General features: G+C 73.1%; 17 protein-coding genes, 1 tRNA gene and 1 riboswitch. Of the genes, 10 read left to right on the top strand and 8 right to left on the bottom strand.

Annotated elements, in window-relative coordinates; genetic code table 11:
• Positions 1 to 21: 21 nt before the first annotated feature.
• Both ACIQVT_RS31765 and ACIQVT_RS31760 read right to left on the bottom strand, forming a co-directional pair.
• The gene (locus ACIQVT_RS31765; protein ID WP_403762043.1) at positions 22 to 513 is read right to left on the bottom strand and encodes a DUF2267 domain-containing protein; all 492 of its coding nucleotides are present in this window, start codon (positions 511 to 513) and stop codon (positions 22 to 24) included.
• A 343-nt stretch (positions 514 to 856) separates the two neighbouring features.
• Positions 857 to 1,282 carry an Hsp20/alpha crystallin family protein gene (locus ACIQVT_RS31760; RefSeq protein ID WP_403762040.1) on the bottom strand — a complete coding sequence of 142 codons (426 nt, stop codon included), beginning with the start codon at positions 1,280 to 1,282 and terminating at the stop codon, positions 857 to 859.
• Positions 1,283 to 1,476: 194 nt separating this feature from the next.
• On the opposite strand from ACIQVT_RS31760, the gene ACIQVT_RS31755 reads away from it, so the two are divergent.
• Positions 1,477 to 1,779 (top strand): hypothetical protein, encoded by a 303-nt coding sequence (locus tag ACIQVT_RS31755; RefSeq protein ID WP_403762037.1) that lies wholly within the window; start codon positions 1,477 to 1,479, stop codon positions 1,777 to 1,779.
• Positions 1,780 to 1,894: 115 nt separating this feature from the next.
• Here ACIQVT_RS31755 and ACIQVT_RS31750 read toward each other — a convergent pair whose 3' ends face one another.
• Positions 1,895 to 2,848 (bottom strand): GlxA family transcriptional regulator, encoded by a 954-nt coding sequence (locus ACIQVT_RS31750; protein WP_403762034.1) that lies wholly within the window; start codon positions 2,846 to 2,848, stop codon positions 1,895 to 1,897.
• A gap of 153 nt (positions 2,849 to 3,001) precedes the next feature.
• Between ACIQVT_RS31750 and ACIQVT_RS31745 the strand changes: the two genes are divergently transcribed.
• Entirely contained in the window at positions 3,002 to 3,502 is a 501-nt protein-coding gene (locus ACIQVT_RS31745; RefSeq protein ID WP_403762031.1) for a hypothetical protein, read from the top strand.
• A 41-nt stretch (positions 3,503 to 3,543) separates the two neighbouring features.
• Here the strand turns inward: ACIQVT_RS31745 and ACIQVT_RS31740 are convergent, their stop codons facing one another.
• Together ACIQVT_RS31740 and ACIQVT_RS31735 are read right to left on the bottom strand one after the other, a co-directional pair.
• The gene (locus tag ACIQVT_RS31740; RefSeq protein WP_403762028.1) at positions 3,544 to 5,028 is read right to left on the bottom strand and encodes an MFS transporter; all 1,485 of its coding nucleotides are present in this window, start codon (positions 5,026 to 5,028) and stop codon (positions 3,544 to 3,546) included.
• 93 nt (positions 5,029 to 5,121) lie between these two features.
• Entirely contained in the window at positions 5,122 to 6,465 is a 1,344-nt protein-coding gene (locus ACIQVT_RS31735; RefSeq protein WP_403762025.1) for a DUF445 domain-containing protein, read from the bottom strand.
• A 166-nt stretch (positions 6,466 to 6,631) separates the two neighbouring features.
• Between ACIQVT_RS31735 and ACIQVT_RS31730 the strand changes: the two genes are divergently transcribed.
• Both ACIQVT_RS31730 and rdgB read left to right on the top strand, forming a co-directional pair.
• Positions 6,632 to 7,975: an SGNH/GDSL hydrolase family protein gene (locus ACIQVT_RS31730; protein ID WP_403762022.1), complete on the top strand. Its 1,344-nt coding sequence runs from the start codon at positions 6,632 to 6,634 to the stop codon at positions 7,973 to 7,975.
• Between the two features lie 26 nt (positions 7,976 to 8,001).
• Complete coding sequence (gene rdgB, locus ACIQVT_RS31725; protein ID WP_403762019.1) at positions 8,002 to 8,604, top strand: RdgB/HAM1 family non-canonical purine NTP pyrophosphatase; 603 nt, start codon at positions 8,002 to 8,004, stop codon at positions 8,602 to 8,604.
• 55 nt (positions 8,605 to 8,659) lie between these two features.
• Here the strand turns inward: rdgB and ACIQVT_RS31720 are convergent.
• Together ACIQVT_RS31720 and bcp are read right to left on the bottom strand one after the other, a co-directional pair.
• A tRNA-Leu gene (locus tag ACIQVT_RS31720) sits at positions 8,660 to 8,743 on the bottom strand.
• Positions 8,744 to 8,851: 108 nt separating this feature from the next.
• Positions 8,852 to 9,319, bottom strand: a complete 468-nt coding sequence (gene bcp / locus ACIQVT_RS31715) for a thioredoxin-dependent thiol peroxidase (protein ID WP_403762016.1) — start codon at positions 9,317 to 9,319, stop codon at positions 8,852 to 8,854.
• 93 nt (positions 9,320 to 9,412) lie between these two features.
• On the opposite strand from bcp, the gene ACIQVT_RS31710 reads away from it, so the two are divergent.
• The 3 genes from ACIQVT_RS31710 (at position 9,413) to ACIQVT_RS31700 (ending at position 10,650) form a co-directional block, all read left to right on the top strand.
• Positions 9,413 to 9,742 (top strand): DUF3618 domain-containing protein, encoded by a 330-nt coding sequence (locus ACIQVT_RS31710; RefSeq protein ID WP_403762013.1) that lies wholly within the window; start codon positions 9,413 to 9,415, stop codon positions 9,740 to 9,742.
• A gap of 54 nt (positions 9,743 to 9,796) precedes the next feature.
• Complete coding sequence (locus ACIQVT_RS31705) at positions 9,797 to 10,156, top strand: GroES family chaperonin (protein WP_403762010.1); 360 nt, start codon at positions 9,797 to 9,799, stop codon at positions 10,154 to 10,156.
• 67 nt (positions 10,157 to 10,223) lie between these two features.
• Positions 10,224 to 10,294, top strand: a riboswitch (guanidine-III (ykkC-III) riboswitch).
• 35 nt (positions 10,295 to 10,329) lie between these two features.
• Positions 10,330 to 10,650: a DMT family transporter gene (locus tag ACIQVT_RS31700; RefSeq protein WP_403762007.1), complete on the top strand. Its 321-nt coding sequence runs from the start codon at positions 10,330 to 10,332 to the stop codon at positions 10,648 to 10,650.
• A 2-nt stretch (positions 10,651 to 10,652) separates the two neighbouring features.
• Here the strand turns inward: ACIQVT_RS31700 and ACIQVT_RS31695 are convergent, their stop codons facing one another.
• Positions 10,653 to 13,493: a transglycosylase domain-containing protein gene (locus tag ACIQVT_RS31695; RefSeq protein WP_403762212.1), complete on the bottom strand. Its 2,841-nt coding sequence runs from the start codon at positions 13,491 to 13,493 to the stop codon at positions 10,653 to 10,655.
• A gap of 832 nt (positions 13,494 to 14,325) precedes the next feature.
• On the opposite strand from ACIQVT_RS31695, the gene ACIQVT_RS31690 reads away from it, so the two are divergent.
• Genes ACIQVT_RS31690 through ACIQVT_RS31680 form a run of 3 tightly spaced genes read left to right on the top strand, consistent with a single transcriptional unit; the run spans position 14,326 to position 16,919 of the window.
• Positions 14,326 to 15,126, top strand: a complete 801-nt coding sequence (locus ACIQVT_RS31690) for an ABC transporter permease (protein ID WP_403762004.1) — start codon at positions 14,326 to 14,328, stop codon at positions 15,124 to 15,126.
• On the top strand, positions 15,119 to 15,955 hold the full coding sequence (locus ACIQVT_RS31685; protein ID WP_403762001.1) for an ABC transporter permease: 837 nt from the start codon (positions 15,119 to 15,121) through the stop codon (positions 15,953 to 15,955). The genes ACIQVT_RS31690 and ACIQVT_RS31685 overlap by 8 nt, the downstream gene beginning before the upstream one ends.
• 1 nt (position 15,956) lies before the next feature.
• On the top strand, positions 15,957 to 16,919 hold the full coding sequence (locus ACIQVT_RS31680; RefSeq protein ID WP_403761998.1) for an ATP-binding cassette domain-containing protein: 963 nt from the start codon (positions 15,957 to 15,959) through the stop codon (positions 16,917 to 16,919).
• Positions 16,920 to 16,922 lie beyond the last annotated feature (3 nt).

The following is a 16,922-nucleotide window of genomic DNA, read 5'->3' as shown; positions in this document are numbered from 1 at the left end:
GGAGCGCGGCGCCCTGTCGGGTCAGGACGTCGCTGCCAGGTCCGCTCGGCCGAAGAGGAGGGCGTAGCCCGGGGGGAGTTGGGTGAGGACGCGGGTGGTCAGGGGGCCGCCGATGTGGTCCGAGAGGACGTTGAGGACGGTGCTGACGTCCCAGCGGGCCGTCGCGGGCGTCGAGCCCTCGACGTGGGCCGCCACCGACTCGACGAACTCGCGGGCCGTGAGGGGGGTGGTCTCGGGGACCTGGGAGGCGATCAGTTGACCCGCCTCCAGGGGGAGGGCCTGGGCGAGGGCCACCCGTTCCTCGCCGGTGACGTGGGCGCCGAGGGCCGCGAGGACGGTACGGGTGACGTGCTCCGCCTCGGTCCTCGTCGGGTACTGGCCCGCCTCACGGACCGCCTCGGTCAACTCCCGCCAGCCGGCGTCCTCGGTCACGTCCTTGACGCGGGGGCGCAGGGACGGAGAGGGGGACGGGGTGGGGATGGTGGTTCTCGGCTGCGGGGTTGTCACGGTCATCGTGCTGGCTCCTCCTCCGGAACGCTTCGGGGCACCGCAAGCCCGGTACCCCATAACGCGGCGGGCATGAGCGTGAGTTCGGCCAATGCGCGGCATGTGGCGTGATGTGTGCCATGAGGCGGCTTGCGGGCCGTTGTGGTGAGTGAGTGGGTGAGTGGGGGCGAGTGGTGGGTGGGGGTGGTGTCGGGGGCCGTGCGCGGTGACGGCGGGGTGGGGCGGGGCGTGCGGTCCGGGTCGCACCGCCGATGCGGGCGTGGGCCGCGTCCCGGGGCCCGGGTGCGGGCCACGGGACGCGTCTGCGCGGCCGGCGGCGGGGACGTTGCGCGGGCCTCCAGGCCCGGCGTCAGCCGCTGAGCTGCTTGCGGTCGCCGCTCCCGCCGCTGATCCGGATGCGGCGCGGCTTGGCCTGTTCGGCCACCGGGATGCGCAGGGTGAGGACCCCGGCCTCGTACGAGGCGTCGATGCGCTCGGTGTCCAGGGTCTCGCCCAGGAACAGCTGGCGGGTGAACGTACCCGTGGGCCGTTCGGCGACCAGCATCTCGGCGCCCTCGGGAGCGGCGCCGCGGCGTTCGGCGCGGACGTTGAGGACGTTGCGCTCGACGTCGAGTTCGATCGATTCGGGGTCGATGCCGGGCAGGTCGAAGTGGACGAGGAAGTCGTCGCCGGACCGGTAGGCGTCCATCGGCATCGCGGCCGGGCGGCCACCGGGCCCGAGGACCTGCTGCGCGAGACGGTCGAGTTCGCGGAACGGGTCGGTACGCATGAGCATCACGGGTCACTCCTCTCTTCGGGAACTGGATGCGATGCCCTACGACTTCTTATATAACTCTCCGCCGGAAACTTGACAAGCCTCGACTCAGGTTCGTTTCGTCGGGTCTCGCGGACGTTAGCCTCGGAGGAGCTCTCCGGCACGCCGGGGACATCGAGCAGAGGCACAGCAGGAGCACACCCGAGGAGGCACTCATGGCCAGGGTTCCCAGCGCGGTCGTCGCCGCCACCGGGCTCGTCGGCGGTTACGGCGTCGCCCGCTGGACGAAGAAGCGGCAGCTCGGCGGGGCCGTCCTGGCCGTGGCGGGTGCCGCCGCGGCACGGCGGTGGCAGCGGCAGGCCGGCGGGACGGCCGCGGGCGCGCTGACCGCGGCGTACGTCGCCGGGTTCGCCGGCTCGCACCCGCTCGCCAAGAAGGTCGGCGCCTGGCCGTCCGTGCTCGGTGTCGCCGGCGCCGTCGCCCTCGCCTCCTGGGTCGTCGCCGACCGCAAGTCCTAGGGACGCACCGGGCCCCCGGGGCCGCGCCGGGTCGCCCCCGGCCGCTGGCCACCCCCTCGGCCGACCCCGATGGCGGCACCGACCCGGCCGACCCGGCCGGGCCGCCCGGTCCGGGTCAGGTGACCTCCCTCGCGCGGAAGGCCCGCCGATACCCCTGCGGGCTCGTGCCCGCCACGCGGCGGAAGCGTTCGCGGAAGGTGGTGGGGGAGCCGAAGCCCGTCCGGGTGGCGATCCGTTCCACCGGGTCGTCCGTGGTCTCCAGCAGGTACTGGGCGCGCCGCACCCGCGCCCGGTGCACCCAGCGCAGCGGGGTCGTGCCTGTCTGTTCGCGGAAACGGCGGTTGAGGGTGCGGGTGCTCATGCCCGCCCGCGCCGCGATCTCCCCCACGGTCAGCTCCCGGTCGCAGTGGTCCTCCAGCCAGCCCAGCAGGGGTTCCAGCATCGCGCCCGCCGGGGCCGGAGGCAGGTCGTGCACGATGAACTGGGCCTGACCGCCCTCCCGTTCCAGGGGCATCACCGACATCCGGGCGGCGTGCGCGGCGACCGCCGAGCCGAAGTCCCGGCGGATCATGTGCAGGCACATGTCGAGGGCCGCGGCGGCGCCCGCCGAGGTGAGGAACTGGCCGTTGTCGACGTAGAGGACGTCCGGGTCGACGGTCACCCGCGGGTACCGCTCGGCCAGTTGTCCGGCCGCCGACCAGTGGGTCGTCGCGCGCAACCCGTCCAGCAGGCCCGTCGCCGCGAGCAGGAACGCGCCGACGCAGACGGACGCGATGCGGGTGCCGTGCGCGGCCGCCGCGCGCAGGGCCTCCGCGACGGCCGGCGGCAGTGTCTCCGGGGGTTCCGCGACGCCCGGCAGGATGATCGTGTCGGCCTCCGCGAGCGCGTCCAGGCCGTACGGCGCCCGCACGGTGAAGGCGCCGGCGCTCACCTCCTCCCGTACCGAGCAGACCCGCACCCGGTACGGCGCCCGGCCGTCGGGCAGCCGGGCCCAGCCGAAGGTGTCGATGGGGGCGGACAGATCGAACGGGACGACCCCGTCCAGCGCCAGTACGGCCACGGTGTGCATGGCAGGAACCTAGTCGTACGCCGGCTCTCCGCCCACCGGGTCACCGGCGTGCCGGGGTGTGCGGGGCCGGTAGGCCCGCCGCTGGCGGGAATCCGTCGGCAGTCGGCATTTCCGCCACTGCCGCGCGATCTTCGCGGCCCCTACGGTCGCTCCGTGACCAAGTTCCTCCTCGCCGTCCACGTCCTCGCCGCGATCCTCGCCGTCGGGCCCGTCGCCGTCGCGGCCAGCATGTTCCCGCCCGTCGCACGCCGCGCCCTCGCCGCCCCGGTCCCCGTCCCCGGTACCGGCACCAGCGCCAGCACCGCCGACGCAGGTGCCGACGCCGGCGCCCCGGGTGCGCTCCGCCTGCTGCACCGGATATGCCGCGTGTACGCCCTCGTCGGCGTCGTCGTCCCGGTCTTCGGGTTCGCCACCGCCCGGCAGCTGGGCGTGCTCGGCAGTCCCTGGCTGGTGGTGTCGATCGTGCTGACCGTCCTGGCCGCCGTCGTCCTGGGCGCCTTCGTGCTGCCGGCCCAGTCCGCGCTCCTGGAGGGGAGTGCGGACCGGGCCGGGGCGACCGCGCGGCTGGCCATGTACACCGGGCTGTTCAACCTGCTGTGGGCCACCGTGACGGTCCTGATGATCGTCCGGCCGGGCTCGACGACGGGCGCCTAGGGCACCACGCCGTCGGCCCGTGGGGCCGGCCGACCGTCCTGTCAGGAGGTGCTAGCCGCCGTCTTCGCCCCGCCGCCGACCGCGGTCAGCGGGCGGGCCACGTCCTCCAGGGAGCGGCGTTCGGCGCGTACCGCCAGGGCCGCCGCGACCAGGCCGGCCGCGCACATCAGCCCGGCGCCGATCGAGAAGGCGAGGACCGTGTCGCCGACCTTGCCGGTGTTGGTGAGGTCGGCGAAGAGCAGCGGGCCGCTGATGCCGCCGGCCGCGGTGCCGAGGGCGTAGAAGAAGGCGATGGACATCGCCCGCGTCTCCATCGGGAAGATCTCCGACACCGTCAGGTAGGCGCTGGAGGCGCCCGCGGAGGCGAAGAACAGCACCGCGCACCAGCAGGCGGTCAGGGTGACCGCGCTCAGGGAGCCCCGGTCGAACAGCCAGGCCGTGCCGAAGAGCAGCAGGCCGGACAGGATGTAGGTCGAGGAGATCATGATCCGGCGGCCGACCGTGTCGAAGAACCTGCCGAGCAGCAGCGGGCCGCAGAAGTTGCCGATGGCGATCACGGCGAAGTAGTAGCCGGTGCGGTCGGCGGGCACGTCGAAGAACTTGGTCAGGATCGCGCCGAAGCCGAAGGTGATCGCGTTGTACAGGAACGCCTGGCCGATGAAGAGGGAGAACCCGAGGACGGCCCGCTTCCTGTACCGGCCGAAGACGGTGCGGGCGATCTCCAGGAAGGTGACGTTCTTGCGCTGGTGGATCTCCAGCTCGCCCTCGGGCCGGGGGAGCCGCTCGCCCCGTTCGGCCTCGATCCGGCTTTCGATGTCGGTGACGATGTCCTCGGCCTCCCGGTCCCGGCCGTGGATCAGCAGCCAGCGCGGGCTCTCCGGGACGTGCCGCCGTACGAGCAGGATGACCAGGGCGAGGACGGTGCCCAGCGCGAAGGTCAGCCGCCAGCCGACGTCGGCGGCCAGCAGGTCGGTGTCGAGCGCGACGATGGACAGCAGGGAGCCGCCGACGGCGCCGAGCCAGAAGCTGCCGTTGATGATCAGGTCGACGCGGCCGCGGTAGTTGGCCGGGATCAGCTCGTCGATGGCGGAGTTGATCGCCGCGTACTCACCGCCGATGCCGAAGCCGGTGAGGAAGCGGAACAGGAAGAACCACCAGGCCTCCCAGGAGACGGCCGTCAGGGCCGTCGCGGCGAGGTACACCGCCAGGGTGATCATGAAGAGGTTCTTCCGGCCGAACCGGTCGGTCAGCCGGCCCCAGAACAGCGCGCCGACACAGGCGCCCGCGACGTACAGCGCGGCCGCGGTGCCGGTGACCTGTCCGGAGCTGATCGACAGGCCGCTGCCGGGCTCCGACAGGCGGCTGGCGATGTTGCCGACGACCGTGACCTCCAGACCGTCCAGGATCCACACGGTTCCCAGGCCGATCACGATGGTCCAGTGCCAGCGGGACCAGGGCAGCCGGTCCAGCCGTGCGGGTATGTCGGTGGTGATGGTCCGGCCTCTTTCGGCCTGCGCTGTGCTCATGGGCTCCCTCCTCGCCGAGGACGGGATACCGGGTGCCCGGACGGCGCGGGAACAGTCCGGGCGGGCGTCCGGGCGGGGCCGGGCGGGTGCCCGTCAGGCGCCCAGTCCGCGCGAGACCGTGTAGATCAGCAGCCCGGCCAGGGAGCCCACGACCGTGCCGTTGATCCGGATGAACTGGAGGTCGCGGCCGATGTGCGCCTCGATCTTGCGGGTGGTGTGCTCGGCGTCCCAGCCGGCGACGGTGTCCGTGATCAGTGAGGTGATCTCCTTGCGGTAGGTCGTGACGACGTGCACCGCCGCGCCCTCCACCCAGCTGTCGACCTTGTCCTGCACCTTGGCCTCGGTGGCCATCCGGGTGCCCAGCGACAGCAGCGCGGCCCGCACCCGCAGCCGCAGTTCGCTGCGCTCGTCGTCCGCCGCCGCGACGATCATGGACCGTACGGCGGTCCACGCGGAGGCGATCAGTTCCTGCACCTCGCCGCGGCCGAGCACCTCGGTCTTGAGCCGTTCCACCCGGGCGCGGGTGTCCGTGTCGGACTGGAGGTCGGCGGCGAAGTCGGTGAGGAACCGGTCGAGGGCGCCGCGCGCCGGGTGGGAGGGCATGTCCCGCGTCTCGGTGACGAAGCGCAGCAGTTCCTTGTAGACCCGCTCGCCGACCTTGCGGTCCACGAACCGCGGGGTCCAGCCGGGGGCGCCGCCCTCCACGGCCACCATCACGTCGTCACGGTGCAGCACCAGCCAGTCGTGGGCACGGTTGACCACCAGGTCGACCACGCGGCGGTGGCCGCCGTCGGCGACGACCTTCTCCAGCATCTTGCCGAGTCCGGGGGCGATCTCCCGGGCGTCGGCCCGGCGGGTGATCGCCTCGCCGACCACCGCCTGCACGTCCGAGTCGCGCAGCACCGTCAGCGCGCCGCGCAGCGCGGTGGCCAGCTCGGCCGTGACCCGGTCGGCGTGCTCCGGCTCGGCCAGCCAGCCGCCGAGCCGGCTGCCGATCCCGACGGCGCGCAGCCGCTGCCGCACGACGTCCTGGGAGAGGAAGTTCTCCCCGACGAACTCGCCCAGGGAGACGCCCAGCTGGTCCTTCTTGTGGGGGATGATCGCGGTGTGCGGGATGGGCAGGCCCAGCGGATGCCGGAAGAGGGCGGTGACCGCGAACCAGTCGGCGAGCGCGCCCACCATGCCCGCCTCGGCCGCCGCCGCCACATAGGCCGTCCACGTCCCGGCTCCCGCGTGGCCGGCCACCTTGGCCAGCACGTACACCACGGCCACCACCAGCAGCAGCCCCGTCGCCGTGAGCTTCATCCGGCGCACCCCGCGCCGGCGCTCCTCGTCGGCCGGGGTGAAAGCCGTCATGGCCCGGTACGACGTGCCCCGGTCGGTCGTTCCCGTATCGGTAGGTTCCATCAGCTCCACCCGTTCGGTGATCCCGCACACAATTGTCCCTTCCTGACCGACTCCTGGAACGAAACCGACGTTCCCGGCGTCTGTCTGGACGGGAGTAGTGGCAGGGTCCTGTCAGACTTCCCCGGCCCATGACGGATCATGGGCTCAGCAAGATCGGAGCCTCGGGCTCCCGTCTCCCGAGGAGAACAACACAAGCATGACCAAGCGTCATGGTTATGCCGTCCTGTGCGCACTCGTCGCGCTGGTCGTGGCCCTGTCCGCCGCCGTCTACGGCACCGTCGCGGCCGACGACGGGAGCACCGGCGCCGTCCGCGGCACCCTCGCCGACAGCCGTCCGCACCGCGACTCCGCCGCCGCCCCCGCCTCCACCGGCACCTGGGTGGGCGCCTGGGCCACCGCCCCCGTCGGCGGCGAACCCGGCACGGAGACGGCCGGCCTCGCGGGCCGCTCGGTCCGCAACGTCGTGCACGCCGCCACCGGCGGTACGAGTGCCCGCATCACGCTCTCCAACCTGTACGGCCAGTCACCGCTGACCCTCACCCACGCCACGCTCGCCCTCTCCGCGGGGGACGGCACCGCGGCGGCCGACGCGGCGACGATGCGGCGACTCACCTTCGGCGGCGCCACCGGTGTGGTCGTCCCGGCCGGCGGACAGATCGTCAGCGACGCCGTGCGCCTCACCATCCCGCGCGGCAGCGACGTCCTCGTCACCACGTACTCCCCCACCCCCTCCGGGCCGGTCACCTACCACCCGCACGCCCGCCAGACGTCGTTCGTCGCCGACGGGGAGCGCGCCGAGGACACGACCGGCGACCCGTACACCGAACAGACCCCGTACTGGCGGTACCTGACGGCGCTGGACGTGCTCAGCAACGAGGCCGACGGCACGGTCGTCGTCTTCGGCGACTCCATCACCGACGGCATCACCTCCACCGTCGGCGCCAACCACCGCTGGCCCGACATCCTCGCCGGCCGGCTGCGCGCCGCCCTGGAGAGCGGGCGCCGGCTGCCGCGCTACAGCGTGGTCAACGAGGGCATCAGCGGCAACCAGGTCCTCGCCGACGGTCTCGGCCGGCCCGCCGAGAACCAGAGCGGCCTCGGCCGCTTCGGCCGGGACGCGCTCTCCCGCACCAACGCCAGGGCCGTCGTCATCGACCTCGGCGTCAACGACATCCTGCGCAACCCGCGACTGGCCGACCCCGACCGCATCGTCGCGGGTCTGCGCACCCTCGTCCGCCAGGCCCACGCCCGCGGTCTGAAGGCCGTCGGCGCCACCCTGATGCCGTTCGAGGGCCACCGCGGTTACACCCCGGCCCGCGAGGCCGTACGGCAACAGGTCAACGCCCGGATCCGGGCCGGCGGCGTGTACGACTCCGTCGTCGACTTCGACCGGGCCCTGCGGGACCCCTACGCCCCCCGCAGGCTGCGTGCCGCGTACGACTCCGGCGACCATCTGCACCCCAGTGACCTGGGCTTCGCCAGGATGGCCGAGGTCTTCGACCTCGGTACGCTCCGCGGGGCGGGGCAGACGGAGCTGTGAGCGGGGGGCGGGGAATACTGGCGGGCATGACCCGCTTGATCCTCGCCACCCGCAACGCCGGAAAGATCACCGAGCTGAGGGCGATCCTCGCCGAGGCCGGACTGCCGCACGAACTGACCGGCGCGGACGCCTACCCCGACGTCCCCGACGTCAGGGAGACCGGCGTCACGTTCGCCGAGAACGCCCTGCTGAAGGCCCACGCCCTGGCCCGGGCCACCGGTCTGCCCGCCGTCGCCGACGACTCCGGGCTGTGCGTCGACGTCCTGGGCGGCGCGCCCGGCATCTTCTCCGCCCGCTGGGCGGGCCGGCACGGCGACGACCGCGCCAACCTGGAACTGCTCCTGGCCCAGCTGTCCGACATCGCCGACGAACACCGCGGCGCCCACTTCGCGTGCGCCGCCGCCCTCGCCCTGCCGGACGGCACGGAGCGGGTGGTGGAGGGCCGGCTGCGGGGCGTCCTGCGGCACGCCCCCGCCGGCACGAACGGCTTCGGCTACGACCCGGTCCTCCAGCCGGAGGACGAGACCCGTACGTGCGCGGAGCTGAGCCCCGCGGAGAAGAACGCGATCAGCCACCGGGGGAAGGCGTTCCGGGCGCTGGTCCCGGTGGTCCGGGAACTGGTGGGCTGACCCGGACAGCGTGAAGGCCCGTCCGGGCGTGCCGGACGGGCCTCGTGCTCATGTGTGCGGCCGGAGGGACTCGAACCCTCAAGGGATTTCTCCCACAACATCCTAAGTGTTGCGCGTAGGCCAATTCCGCCACGGCCGCGTGCCACGCACATGCTACCGGTCACCGGTGCCGCGCTCCGGGGGTTTCCCGGTCACCGCGCGACACCGGACGCCGCGTCCGGCGCGGTGGGGCCGTGGAGCGGGACGGTCAGATGCCCAGGTCCTTGATGATCTTCGCCACGTGGCCCGTCGCGCGGACGTTGTACAGGGCCCGTTCGACCTTGCCCCGCTCGTCGACGACGACCGTGGAGCGGATGACGCCGAGGTAGGTCTTGCCGTAGTTCTTCTTCTCGCCGTAGGCACCGTAGGCCTCGGTGACCCGCTTGTCGGGGTCGGCCAGCAGGGTGATCCGCAGGGACTCCTTGTCGCGGAACTTCGCGAGCTTGGCCGGCTCGTCGGGGGAGATGCCGATGACGTCGTAGCCGGCGGCGGCCAGGACCTCCAGGTTGTCGGTGAAGTCGCAGGCCTGCTTGGTGCAGCCGGGGGTCAGTGCGGCCGGGTAGAAGTAGACGATGACCTTGCGGCCCTCGTGGTCCGACAGGGAGACGTCGTTGCCGTCGGCGTCGGGGAGGGTGAAGGCGGGGGCAACATCCCCGGGCTGGAGTCGCTCGCTCATCGGACCAGCCTAACCGGGGGGCCTTGCGGTGCGGTGCGGGCAGGAGCTGACAGACTGTCCGGAACAGCATCAGCAGACTTCGGAGGCCGTACGGTGGCGGACACGTCGGACACCAGAACCCCGGCGCAGATCGAGGCGGACATCAGGCGCCGCCGCGAAGTGCTGGCCGAGACGCTCGACGAGATCGGGGTGCGGGTGCACCCGAAGACGATCGTCGGGGATGCGAGGGCCAAGGTCGTCGCGAACGTCGATCACACCCTCGGCCGCGCATACGTGCAGGTGAACCAGGTGGTGAGCGAGGTACGGGCGCAGTTCGTGGACGAGGAGGGCGCACCCCGGCCCGAGCGGATCGTGCCGGCCGCGCTGGCCGTCGTGGGGGTCGTGGGACTGCTGGTCCTCGCGTCCCGGCGGCGCCGGGGCTGAGGACGGCGTGACCCGGGCGCGTACGGGCGGGGCGAGGACAGGTAGGTTCACAGCGTGAGCGCCAACAGACACGAGCACAGCACTCCCCATCACGACAAGCTGCCCATCCGGATGCTGCACGACCGGGTTCTCGTGCGGCAGGAGACCGGTGAGGGCGAGCGGCGGTCGGGGGGCGGCATCCTGATCCCCGCCACCGCGGCCGTCGGCCGACGGCTGGCCTGGGCCCAGGTCGTCGCGGTCGGCCAGAACGTCCGCACGGTGGAGCCCGGGGACCGCGTCCTGTTCGACCCGGAGGACCGGGCCGAGGTCGAGGTGCGGGGCGTGGCGTACGCGCTGATGCGCGAGCGGGATCTGCACGCCGTGGCCGCGGACCGGTTCGAGGGGTCGGAGGACTCCACGGGCCTGTACCTCTAGACGCTCCACGCGGCGGGCGGACGACGGCGAAGAGGGCCGGTGACCATCGTCACCGGCCCTCTTCGCCGTGTTCTTGCTAGGTTCGAAAGGAACCCGACGAGACGCGCCGTACCGGGTCGAAGGCAAAGACGACGCACCCGCGAAATCGTCGCCGCGTCTCGGAGGTGCCTGTCATGGCCTGGGTTCTGCTCGTCGTCGCCGGTCTGCTGGAGGTCGGCTGGTCGGTCGGGATGAAGTACAGCGAGGGGTTCACCCGGCTGGTCCCGAGCCTGTTCACCGGCGCGGGCATCGTCGCCAGCATGGTCCTGCTGTCCTGCGCCGCCCGGTCCCTGCCCATCGGCACGGCCTACGGCGTGTGGGTGGGCATCGGCGCGGCCGGTGCGGCGGTGCTCGGCATGGTGGTGCTCGGTGAGCCGGTCACCGCCGCCCGGATCTTCTTCGTGTGCCTGCTGCTGGTCGCCGTGGTGGGGCTGAAGGCGACCGGCGGCCACTGACGTCAGGTGCCGGTGAAGCCGCCGGGGCCGCCGCCGGCGTCGGTGCCGGTGGTGTTGCCGCCCGGCGTCCCGCCGCCGCCCGTCGTGCCGCCGCCGGTGGCCGTGCCCCCGCCGTCGGTGGTGCCGCCGCCGGTGGGGGTGCCGCCGCCCGTGGTCGTGCCCCCGCCGCCGGTCGTCGTGTCACCGCCGGTGGTGGGGGTGCCTCCGCCGCCGGTCGTGTCCCCGCCGGTGGTGGGGGTGCCGCCCCCGTCGGTGGCGGTGCCGCCGTCGGTCGGGGTGCCGGTGGTGCCGCCGTCGCCCGGGGTGGCGGTCGCGCCGCCGCCGTCGGTGCCGCCGTTCGTGGCGGTGCCGCCGGTGTCCTGCCCGGCGTCGGTTCCGGGCTGGGTCGGGACGCCGGTGCCGGGCGCCTGGGGCTGGTCGGCGCCGCTCTGGAGCCGGAGGTCGAAGTCGCCGGCCGGCTCGCCCTTCAGCGCGTCCCGCGTGTACTGCGCCCAGATCTGGGTGGGCGGCCCGCCGCCGTTCATGCGGGCCACGCCGAGGGCGCCGTACAGCGGCACGTGCTTGGCCGTGACCGGGTCCTGGCCCATGACGGACACCACGGTGGCCAGGTCGGGGGTGTACCCGGCGAACCAGGCGGCGGTGTCGCTCTCGGCGGTACCGGTCTTGCCGGCCGCCGGCCGGCCCGCGCCCTGCGCGGCGGTGGCGGTACCGCTCTGGACCACGCTGCGCAGCACGGAGGTGGTGGTGTCGGCGGCCTCGCGGCTGACGGCCTGCCGGACCGCCTGCGCGGGCAGCCGCAGCGCCTCGGTGCCGTCCTTGGTGATCTTCTTGATCAGCGTGTACGTACCGTGCTTGCCGTGGTTGGCGAGCGTGGCGTAGGCCTGCGCCATGTCCAGGACGCTGGCGTTGGCGGTGCCGAGGGCCATGGACGGGGACGGGTAGAGGTCCGGGGTGCCGGCGGGGATGCCGAGGTCGACCGCGGTCTGCTTGACCTTGGGGGGACCCACGTCGGCGGCCATCTGCGCGTACACCGAGTTGACCGACAGGTCGGTGGCCTTGCCGACGGTGATCGGGCCGTACGACTTCTGGTCCTCGTTCTCCGGGTTGTACGGCGCGCCGCTCCAGCCCTGGACGAGGCGCTTGTTGGTGCCGTCGTAGATGGTGTTCGGGGTGATCGTGCGGCCGTCCTGGGTGGTCGAGCCGTTCTCCACCGCCGCGGTGAACACGAACGGCTTGAACGTCGAGCCGACCTGGAAGTCACCGCGGGTCGCGCCGTTGGTGTACTGCTTCACGTAGTCGACGCCGCCGTACATGGCGACGACCTCGCCGGTCTTCGGGTCGACGGAGGCGCCGCCGGCCCGGACGTAGGTGTCGGCCTTGCGGTTCTTCTTGTCCAGCTTCGCCATCAGCTGGTCGTCGACGGCCCTGACGAAGGCGTTCTGCTTCTTCTTCTGGATGGTGGTGGTGATGCGGTAACCGCCGGCCTCCAGCTGGTCGGCCGTGACGATCTTGTTGGTGATCAGGTAGTGCCTGACCGCCTCGACGAGGTAGCCGCGCTGGCCGGACAGGCCCGTGGAGAGGATCTGCTGCCTCGGCATCGGGAACTTCACGCCGGCGCGCTTCGACTCGCTGAGCCAGCCCTTCTTCACCATGCCGTCCAGGACGTAGTTCCAGCGGGCGACGGCCGCCTTCCGGTTCTCCGGGTGCGCGACGACGTCGTACTCGCTGGGCGCGTTGACGAGCGCGGCGAGGTAGGCGGCGCGGGCCGGGTCGAGGTCGGCGGCGTCACGGCCGTAGTAGGCCTGGGCGGCGGCCTGGATGCCGTAGGCGCTGCGGCCGAAGTAGCTGGTGTTGAGGTAGCCCTCGAGGATCTCGTCCTTGGTCTTCTCTCGGTCCAGCTTGATCGAGATGAAGAACTCCTTGGCCTTGCGGGTGACCGTCTGCTCCTGGCCCAGGTAGTAGTTCTTGACGTACTGCTGGGTGATCGTGGAGCCGGACTGCTTGCCCTTGCCGGTCGCGGTGTTCCAGCCGGCGCGGAGCATCGCCTTGGGGTCGACGGCGGACTCGGTGTAGAAGTCCCGGTCCTCGGCGGCCAGTACGGCGTGCTGGGCGTCCTTGGAGATCTCGGCGAGACCGACGTTCTCGCGGTTGACCTGGCTGTCGCGGGTGTCGCGGGCGATCTGGGAGCCGTCGGCGTAGAGGTAGACGTTGGCCTGCTTGGTGGCGAACGCGTTGGCCGACGGGATCTTGACCAGGGAGTAGCCGACGACGAAGACGCCGAGCACGAGGAGCACGCCGACGACGAAGGTGCCGAGCACCATGCGCCAGGTCGGCAGCAACCGCCGCCATCCGCTCCGCTTGGGCCGCTTGCCCTTCTTGCCCTTGCCCTTGCCTCCGCCGTCACCAGCGCCGCTGCCGCTGCCGTCGCCGGCGGCCGGGCCGCCCGTGGCGGCGAGCGCGGTGGTCGGGGCCTCGGCGGCCCCGGTACGTGCGGCACCACCGGCACCGGCACCGGCGGGGGACGCCTGGGCGGCGGCTCCGGCGGCGGCACCGGCGGGGGACGCCTGGGCGGCGGCTCCGGCGGCGGCACCGGCCGCTCCGGCGGCACCCGCGGCGCGGGCGGCCCGGGCGGCACGCGCGGCGGCCGGGGAGGACGGAGCGGCGCCGGTGCTCTTGGCCGCGGCACCGGTGCCGGAGTCCTGACCGGCCGGGCGGGGCACGGAGGTACGGGGCGTACGGCCGGCGGCGGGGTCCGGCTTCGCCGCCGGGGCGGCTCCGGAGCCACCGGGCTCCCCCGGGCGGGGCGCGCCGACGCGACGCAGCACCTGCGTGGCCTCGGGCACCGGCGCTCCCCCGGCACCGGCCGCCTTGCCCGCACCGGACGCCTTGTCCGGGGCCCCGGCGGTCCCGGCGGCGCCGGACGCCCGGCCGGTCCGCTGCTCCCGGCGGTCCTCGGCGGCCTCGGACGCGGACGCCTCGGGCTTGCGCGGCGGGGTGATACGACGGAGCACCTGGGTGCTCTCGGCCGGCTGCTCCCGCCCCGGCGCGGACGCGCCCGCGGCGGAACCCTTCTCGCCGGCACCGGCCGCCTTGTCCGGGGCCCCGGCGGCGCCGGAGCCCGCGGGGGCGTCCGGCTTCCCGGGCCCGCCGGTGCCCGGCTGCTCCGACCGGGACCGGGCGGCCTGGCGGGCACGGGACACGGAGGCCGTACGGTCCGGGGCGGCCGGGGCGCCCGCCCCGGTGTCCCCGGCGCCGGAACCCGGACCGGCACCGCTGCCGGTCCTCGTGGGGCCGGCCGGACCGGTCGCCGCGCGCGGGGGCCGGCCCGCGCTGTCGCCGGGCTCGCCCTTCCCCCCGCGCGGCCCACCGGCCGTCTCCTCGCGGCGCCCCGGCTTCCCGGGCCCTTCAGCCGGCAGCGGCTTTTTCGGTGCCGCGCCCTCGTTCGGCTGCTGCGGCTGCGGCTCGTCGCTCATGTCGTGCACGGACTCCTGTTTCGCGTCGTACGTTCCCGTACGCCTCGTACGCCTTCTGCGCCCCCTGTTTGAAGACTCTCGCACCCGGCGTTCCGTTCCCGGATTCCGGCACGCTTCCGGCCGATAATGCGTGGCCGGCCACCGGGACCCCGGACTAGGCTCCTGCGCTTCGGTGTCGAGCAGTCCGAGGAGGTCGACCGGCGTGGGCGCGGAACGGTTGTATGCGGCCGTCGCGGCAGGGGGATTCAGACGGTACGCGACCTACCGGGCCGCCACTGCGGCAGGGGTGTTCACCAACACGGCCTTCGGGCTGATCCTCGTCTACACCTACCGCGCGCTGTGGGACCAGAAGCCGCACCTCGGCGGGTACGACCAGGCGCAGGTCGTCACCTATGTCTGGCTCGGCCAGGCGTTCCTGTCGACGCTCGCGATCGGGGGCGGCGGCGTCGAGGAGGAGCTGATCGAGCGCATCCGCACGGGGGACGTGGTGATCGACCTGTACCGGCCGGCCGACCTCCAGCTGTGGTGGCTGGCGGCGGACCTGGGCCGGGCGCTGTTCCAGCTGCTGGGCCGGGGAGTGGTCCCGTTCCTGTTCGGCGCCCTGTGCTTTCCGGCCTACCTGCCGTCCGACGCCGGCACCTGGCTCGCCTTCCTCGTCGCCGTGCTGCTCGCGATGCTGGTGGGCTTCGGCATCCGGTACCTGGTGGCGCTGAGCGCGTTCTGGCTGCTGGACGGCACCGGTGTGGGGCAGATGGCGTGGCTGCTGGGCTACTTCTGCTCGGGGATGCTGCTGCCGCTGAACGTGTTCCCGGGCGCGTTGGGCGAGGTCGTACGGGTGCTGCCGTGGTCCGCGCTGCTCCAGGCGCCGGCGGACATCCTGCTGGGGCGCGGGGACCCGCTGCCCACCTATCTGTTCCAGGCGGCGTGGGCGGTGGCGCTGCTGGGCGCGGGACGGCTGGTGCAGTCGGCGGCGACGCGCCGGGTGGTGGCGCAGGGTGGCTGAGGCGGTGCCGGGGGCGCTGGCGCGCCTGGCCGGGTGGGTGCGGGCGTACCGGCTGGTCGCGGGGATGTGGGTGCGGTCCACGATGGCGTACCGGGCGTCGTTCGTCATGACCACGTTCGGGAACTTCGCCGCGACCTTCTTCGACTTCCTCACGATCATGCTGATGTTCTCCCGGGTGGAGACGCTCGGCGGTTACTCGCTGCCCGAGGTGGCGTTCCTGTACGGGCTGTCGGCGACCTCCTTCGGGCTGGCGGACCTGGTGATCGGTTCGATGGACCGGCTGGGGCGGCGGGTGCGCGACGGCACGCTGGACACGCTGCTGGTGCGGCCGGCGCCGGTGCTGGCGCAGGTGGCGGCCGACCGGTTCGCGCTGCGCCGGCTGGGCCGCGTGACGCAGGGGGCGCTGGTGCTGGGCTGGTCGCTGTCCCGGCTGGACGTCGCGTGGACGTGGCCGAAGCTGCTGCTGATGCCGGTGACGGTGGTGAGCGGCTTCGGGATCTTCGCGGCGGTGTTCGTGGCGGGGGCGGCGTTCCAGTTCCTGGCGCAGGACGCCTCGGAGGTGCAGAACGCGTTCACGTACGGCGGCACGACGCTGTTGCAGTACCCGCCGACGGTGTTCGGGAAGGAACTGGTGCGCGGGGTGACGTTCGTGCTGCCGCTGGCCTTCGTCAACTGGCTGCCCGCGTGCTATGTGCTGGGGCGGCCGTACCCGCTGGACCTCCCGGCGTGGACCGCGTTCACGCCGCCGCTGGTGGCGGCGGGGTGCTGTGCGCTCGCGGGACTGGCCTGGCGGGCGGGGCTGCGGTCGTACCGCGGGACAGGGAGTTAGCGTGGACGGGTTCATCGCTCTGGAGCAGGTGGAGAAGGTCTTCCAGGTACGCCGGAAGACCGGGTTCCTCAAACGGGAGCGGCGCGAGGTGCGGGCGGTGGACTCGCTGTCGTTCACCGTGGCCCGCGGGGAGATGGTCGGGTACATCGGGCCGAACGGCGCGGGGAAGTCGACCACGATCAAGATGCTGACCGGCATCCTGACGCCGAGCGCGGGGCGGCTGCGGGTGGCCGGCATCGACCCGGCGCGGGAGCGGACTCGGCTGGCGCACCGGATCGGCGTGGTGTTCGGGCAGCGGACCACGCTGTGGTGGGACCTGCCGCTGATCGACTCCTACCGGCTGGCGCACCGCATGTACCGCGTCCCGGACGCCCGTTACCGGCAGAACCTGGACCGCCTGGTGGAACTGCTGGACCTGGGCGACCTGTTGGACGTGCCGGTTCGGCAACTCTCGCTGGGCCAGCGGATGCGCGGGGACATCGCGGCGGCCCTGCTGCACGATCCGGAGGTGCTGTACCTGGACGAGCCGACGATCGGCCTGGACGTGGTGTCCAAGGCCCGGGTGCGGGAGTTCCTGCGGGAGGTGAACGCCGAGCGCGGTACGACGGTGCTGCTGACCACGCACGACCTCCAGGACATCGAGCAGTTGTGCTCCCGGGTGATGGTGATCGACCACGGGCGGCTGGTGTACGACGGCTCGCTGGCGGGCCTGCACCTGGCCGGGGAGAGCGAACGGACGCTGGTGGTGGACCTGGAGCGGGAACTGCCCCCGGTCGAGGTGGCGTCGGCGCGGGTGGTGCGGGTGGAGGGGCCGCGGCAGTGGCTCGCGTTCCCTGCGGGGCAGTCGGCGGCGCCCCTGGTGGCGGATCTGGCGGCCCGCTATCCGCTGGTCGACCTGTCGGTGCGGGAACCGGACATCGAGGCCGTCATCGCCAGGATGTACGCGGAGAGGGCCGTCTCGTAGGGT

The organism is Streptomyces sp. NPDC100445 (genome assembly GCF_044759735.1).
In the GTDB taxonomy this organism is placed as follows: Bacteria; Actinomycetota; Actinomycetes; order Streptomycetales; family Streptomycetaceae; genus Streptomyces.
The sequence above is the reverse complement of the archived record's forward strand: the minus strand, read 5'-3'. Positions and strand labels throughout refer to the sequence as shown.

Excerpts from the sequence above, each read along its gene's own strand:
- ACIQVT_RS31750 (WP_403762034.1), bottom strand. The coding sequence starts at position 2,848 with ATGCACACCGTGGCCGTACTGGCGCTGGACGGGGTCGTCCCGTTCGAT.
- ACIQVT_RS31730 (WP_403762022.1), top strand. The coding sequence starts at position 6,632 with ATGACCAAGCGTCATGGTTATGCCGTCCTGTGCGCACTCGTCGCGCTG.
- ACIQVT_RS31765 (WP_403762043.1), bottom strand. The coding sequence starts at position 513 with ATGACCGTGACAACCCCGCAGCCGAGAACCACCATCCCCACCCCGTCC.
- rdgB (WP_403762019.1), top strand. The coding sequence starts at position 8,002 with ATGACCCGCTTGATCCTCGCCACCCGCAACGCCGGAAAGATCACCGAG.
- ACIQVT_RS31740 (WP_403762028.1), bottom strand. The coding sequence starts at position 5,028 with ATGAGCACAGCGCAGGCCGAAAGAGGCCGGACCATCACCACCGACATA.
- ACIQVT_RS31755 (WP_403762037.1), top strand. The coding sequence starts at position 1,477 with ATGGCCAGGGTTCCCAGCGCGGTCGTCGCCGCCACCGGGCTCGTCGGC.
- bcp (WP_403762016.1), bottom strand. The coding sequence starts at position 9,319 with ATGAGCGAGCGACTCCAGCCCGGGGATGTTGCCCCCGCCTTCACCCTC.
- ACIQVT_RS31700 (WP_403762007.1), top strand. The coding sequence starts at position 10,330 with ATGGCCTGGGTTCTGCTCGTCGTCGCCGGTCTGCTGGAGGTCGGCTGG.
- ACIQVT_RS31760 (WP_403762040.1), bottom strand. The coding sequence starts at position 1,282 with ATGCTCATGCGTACCGACCCGTTCCGCGAACTCGACCGTCTCGCGCAG.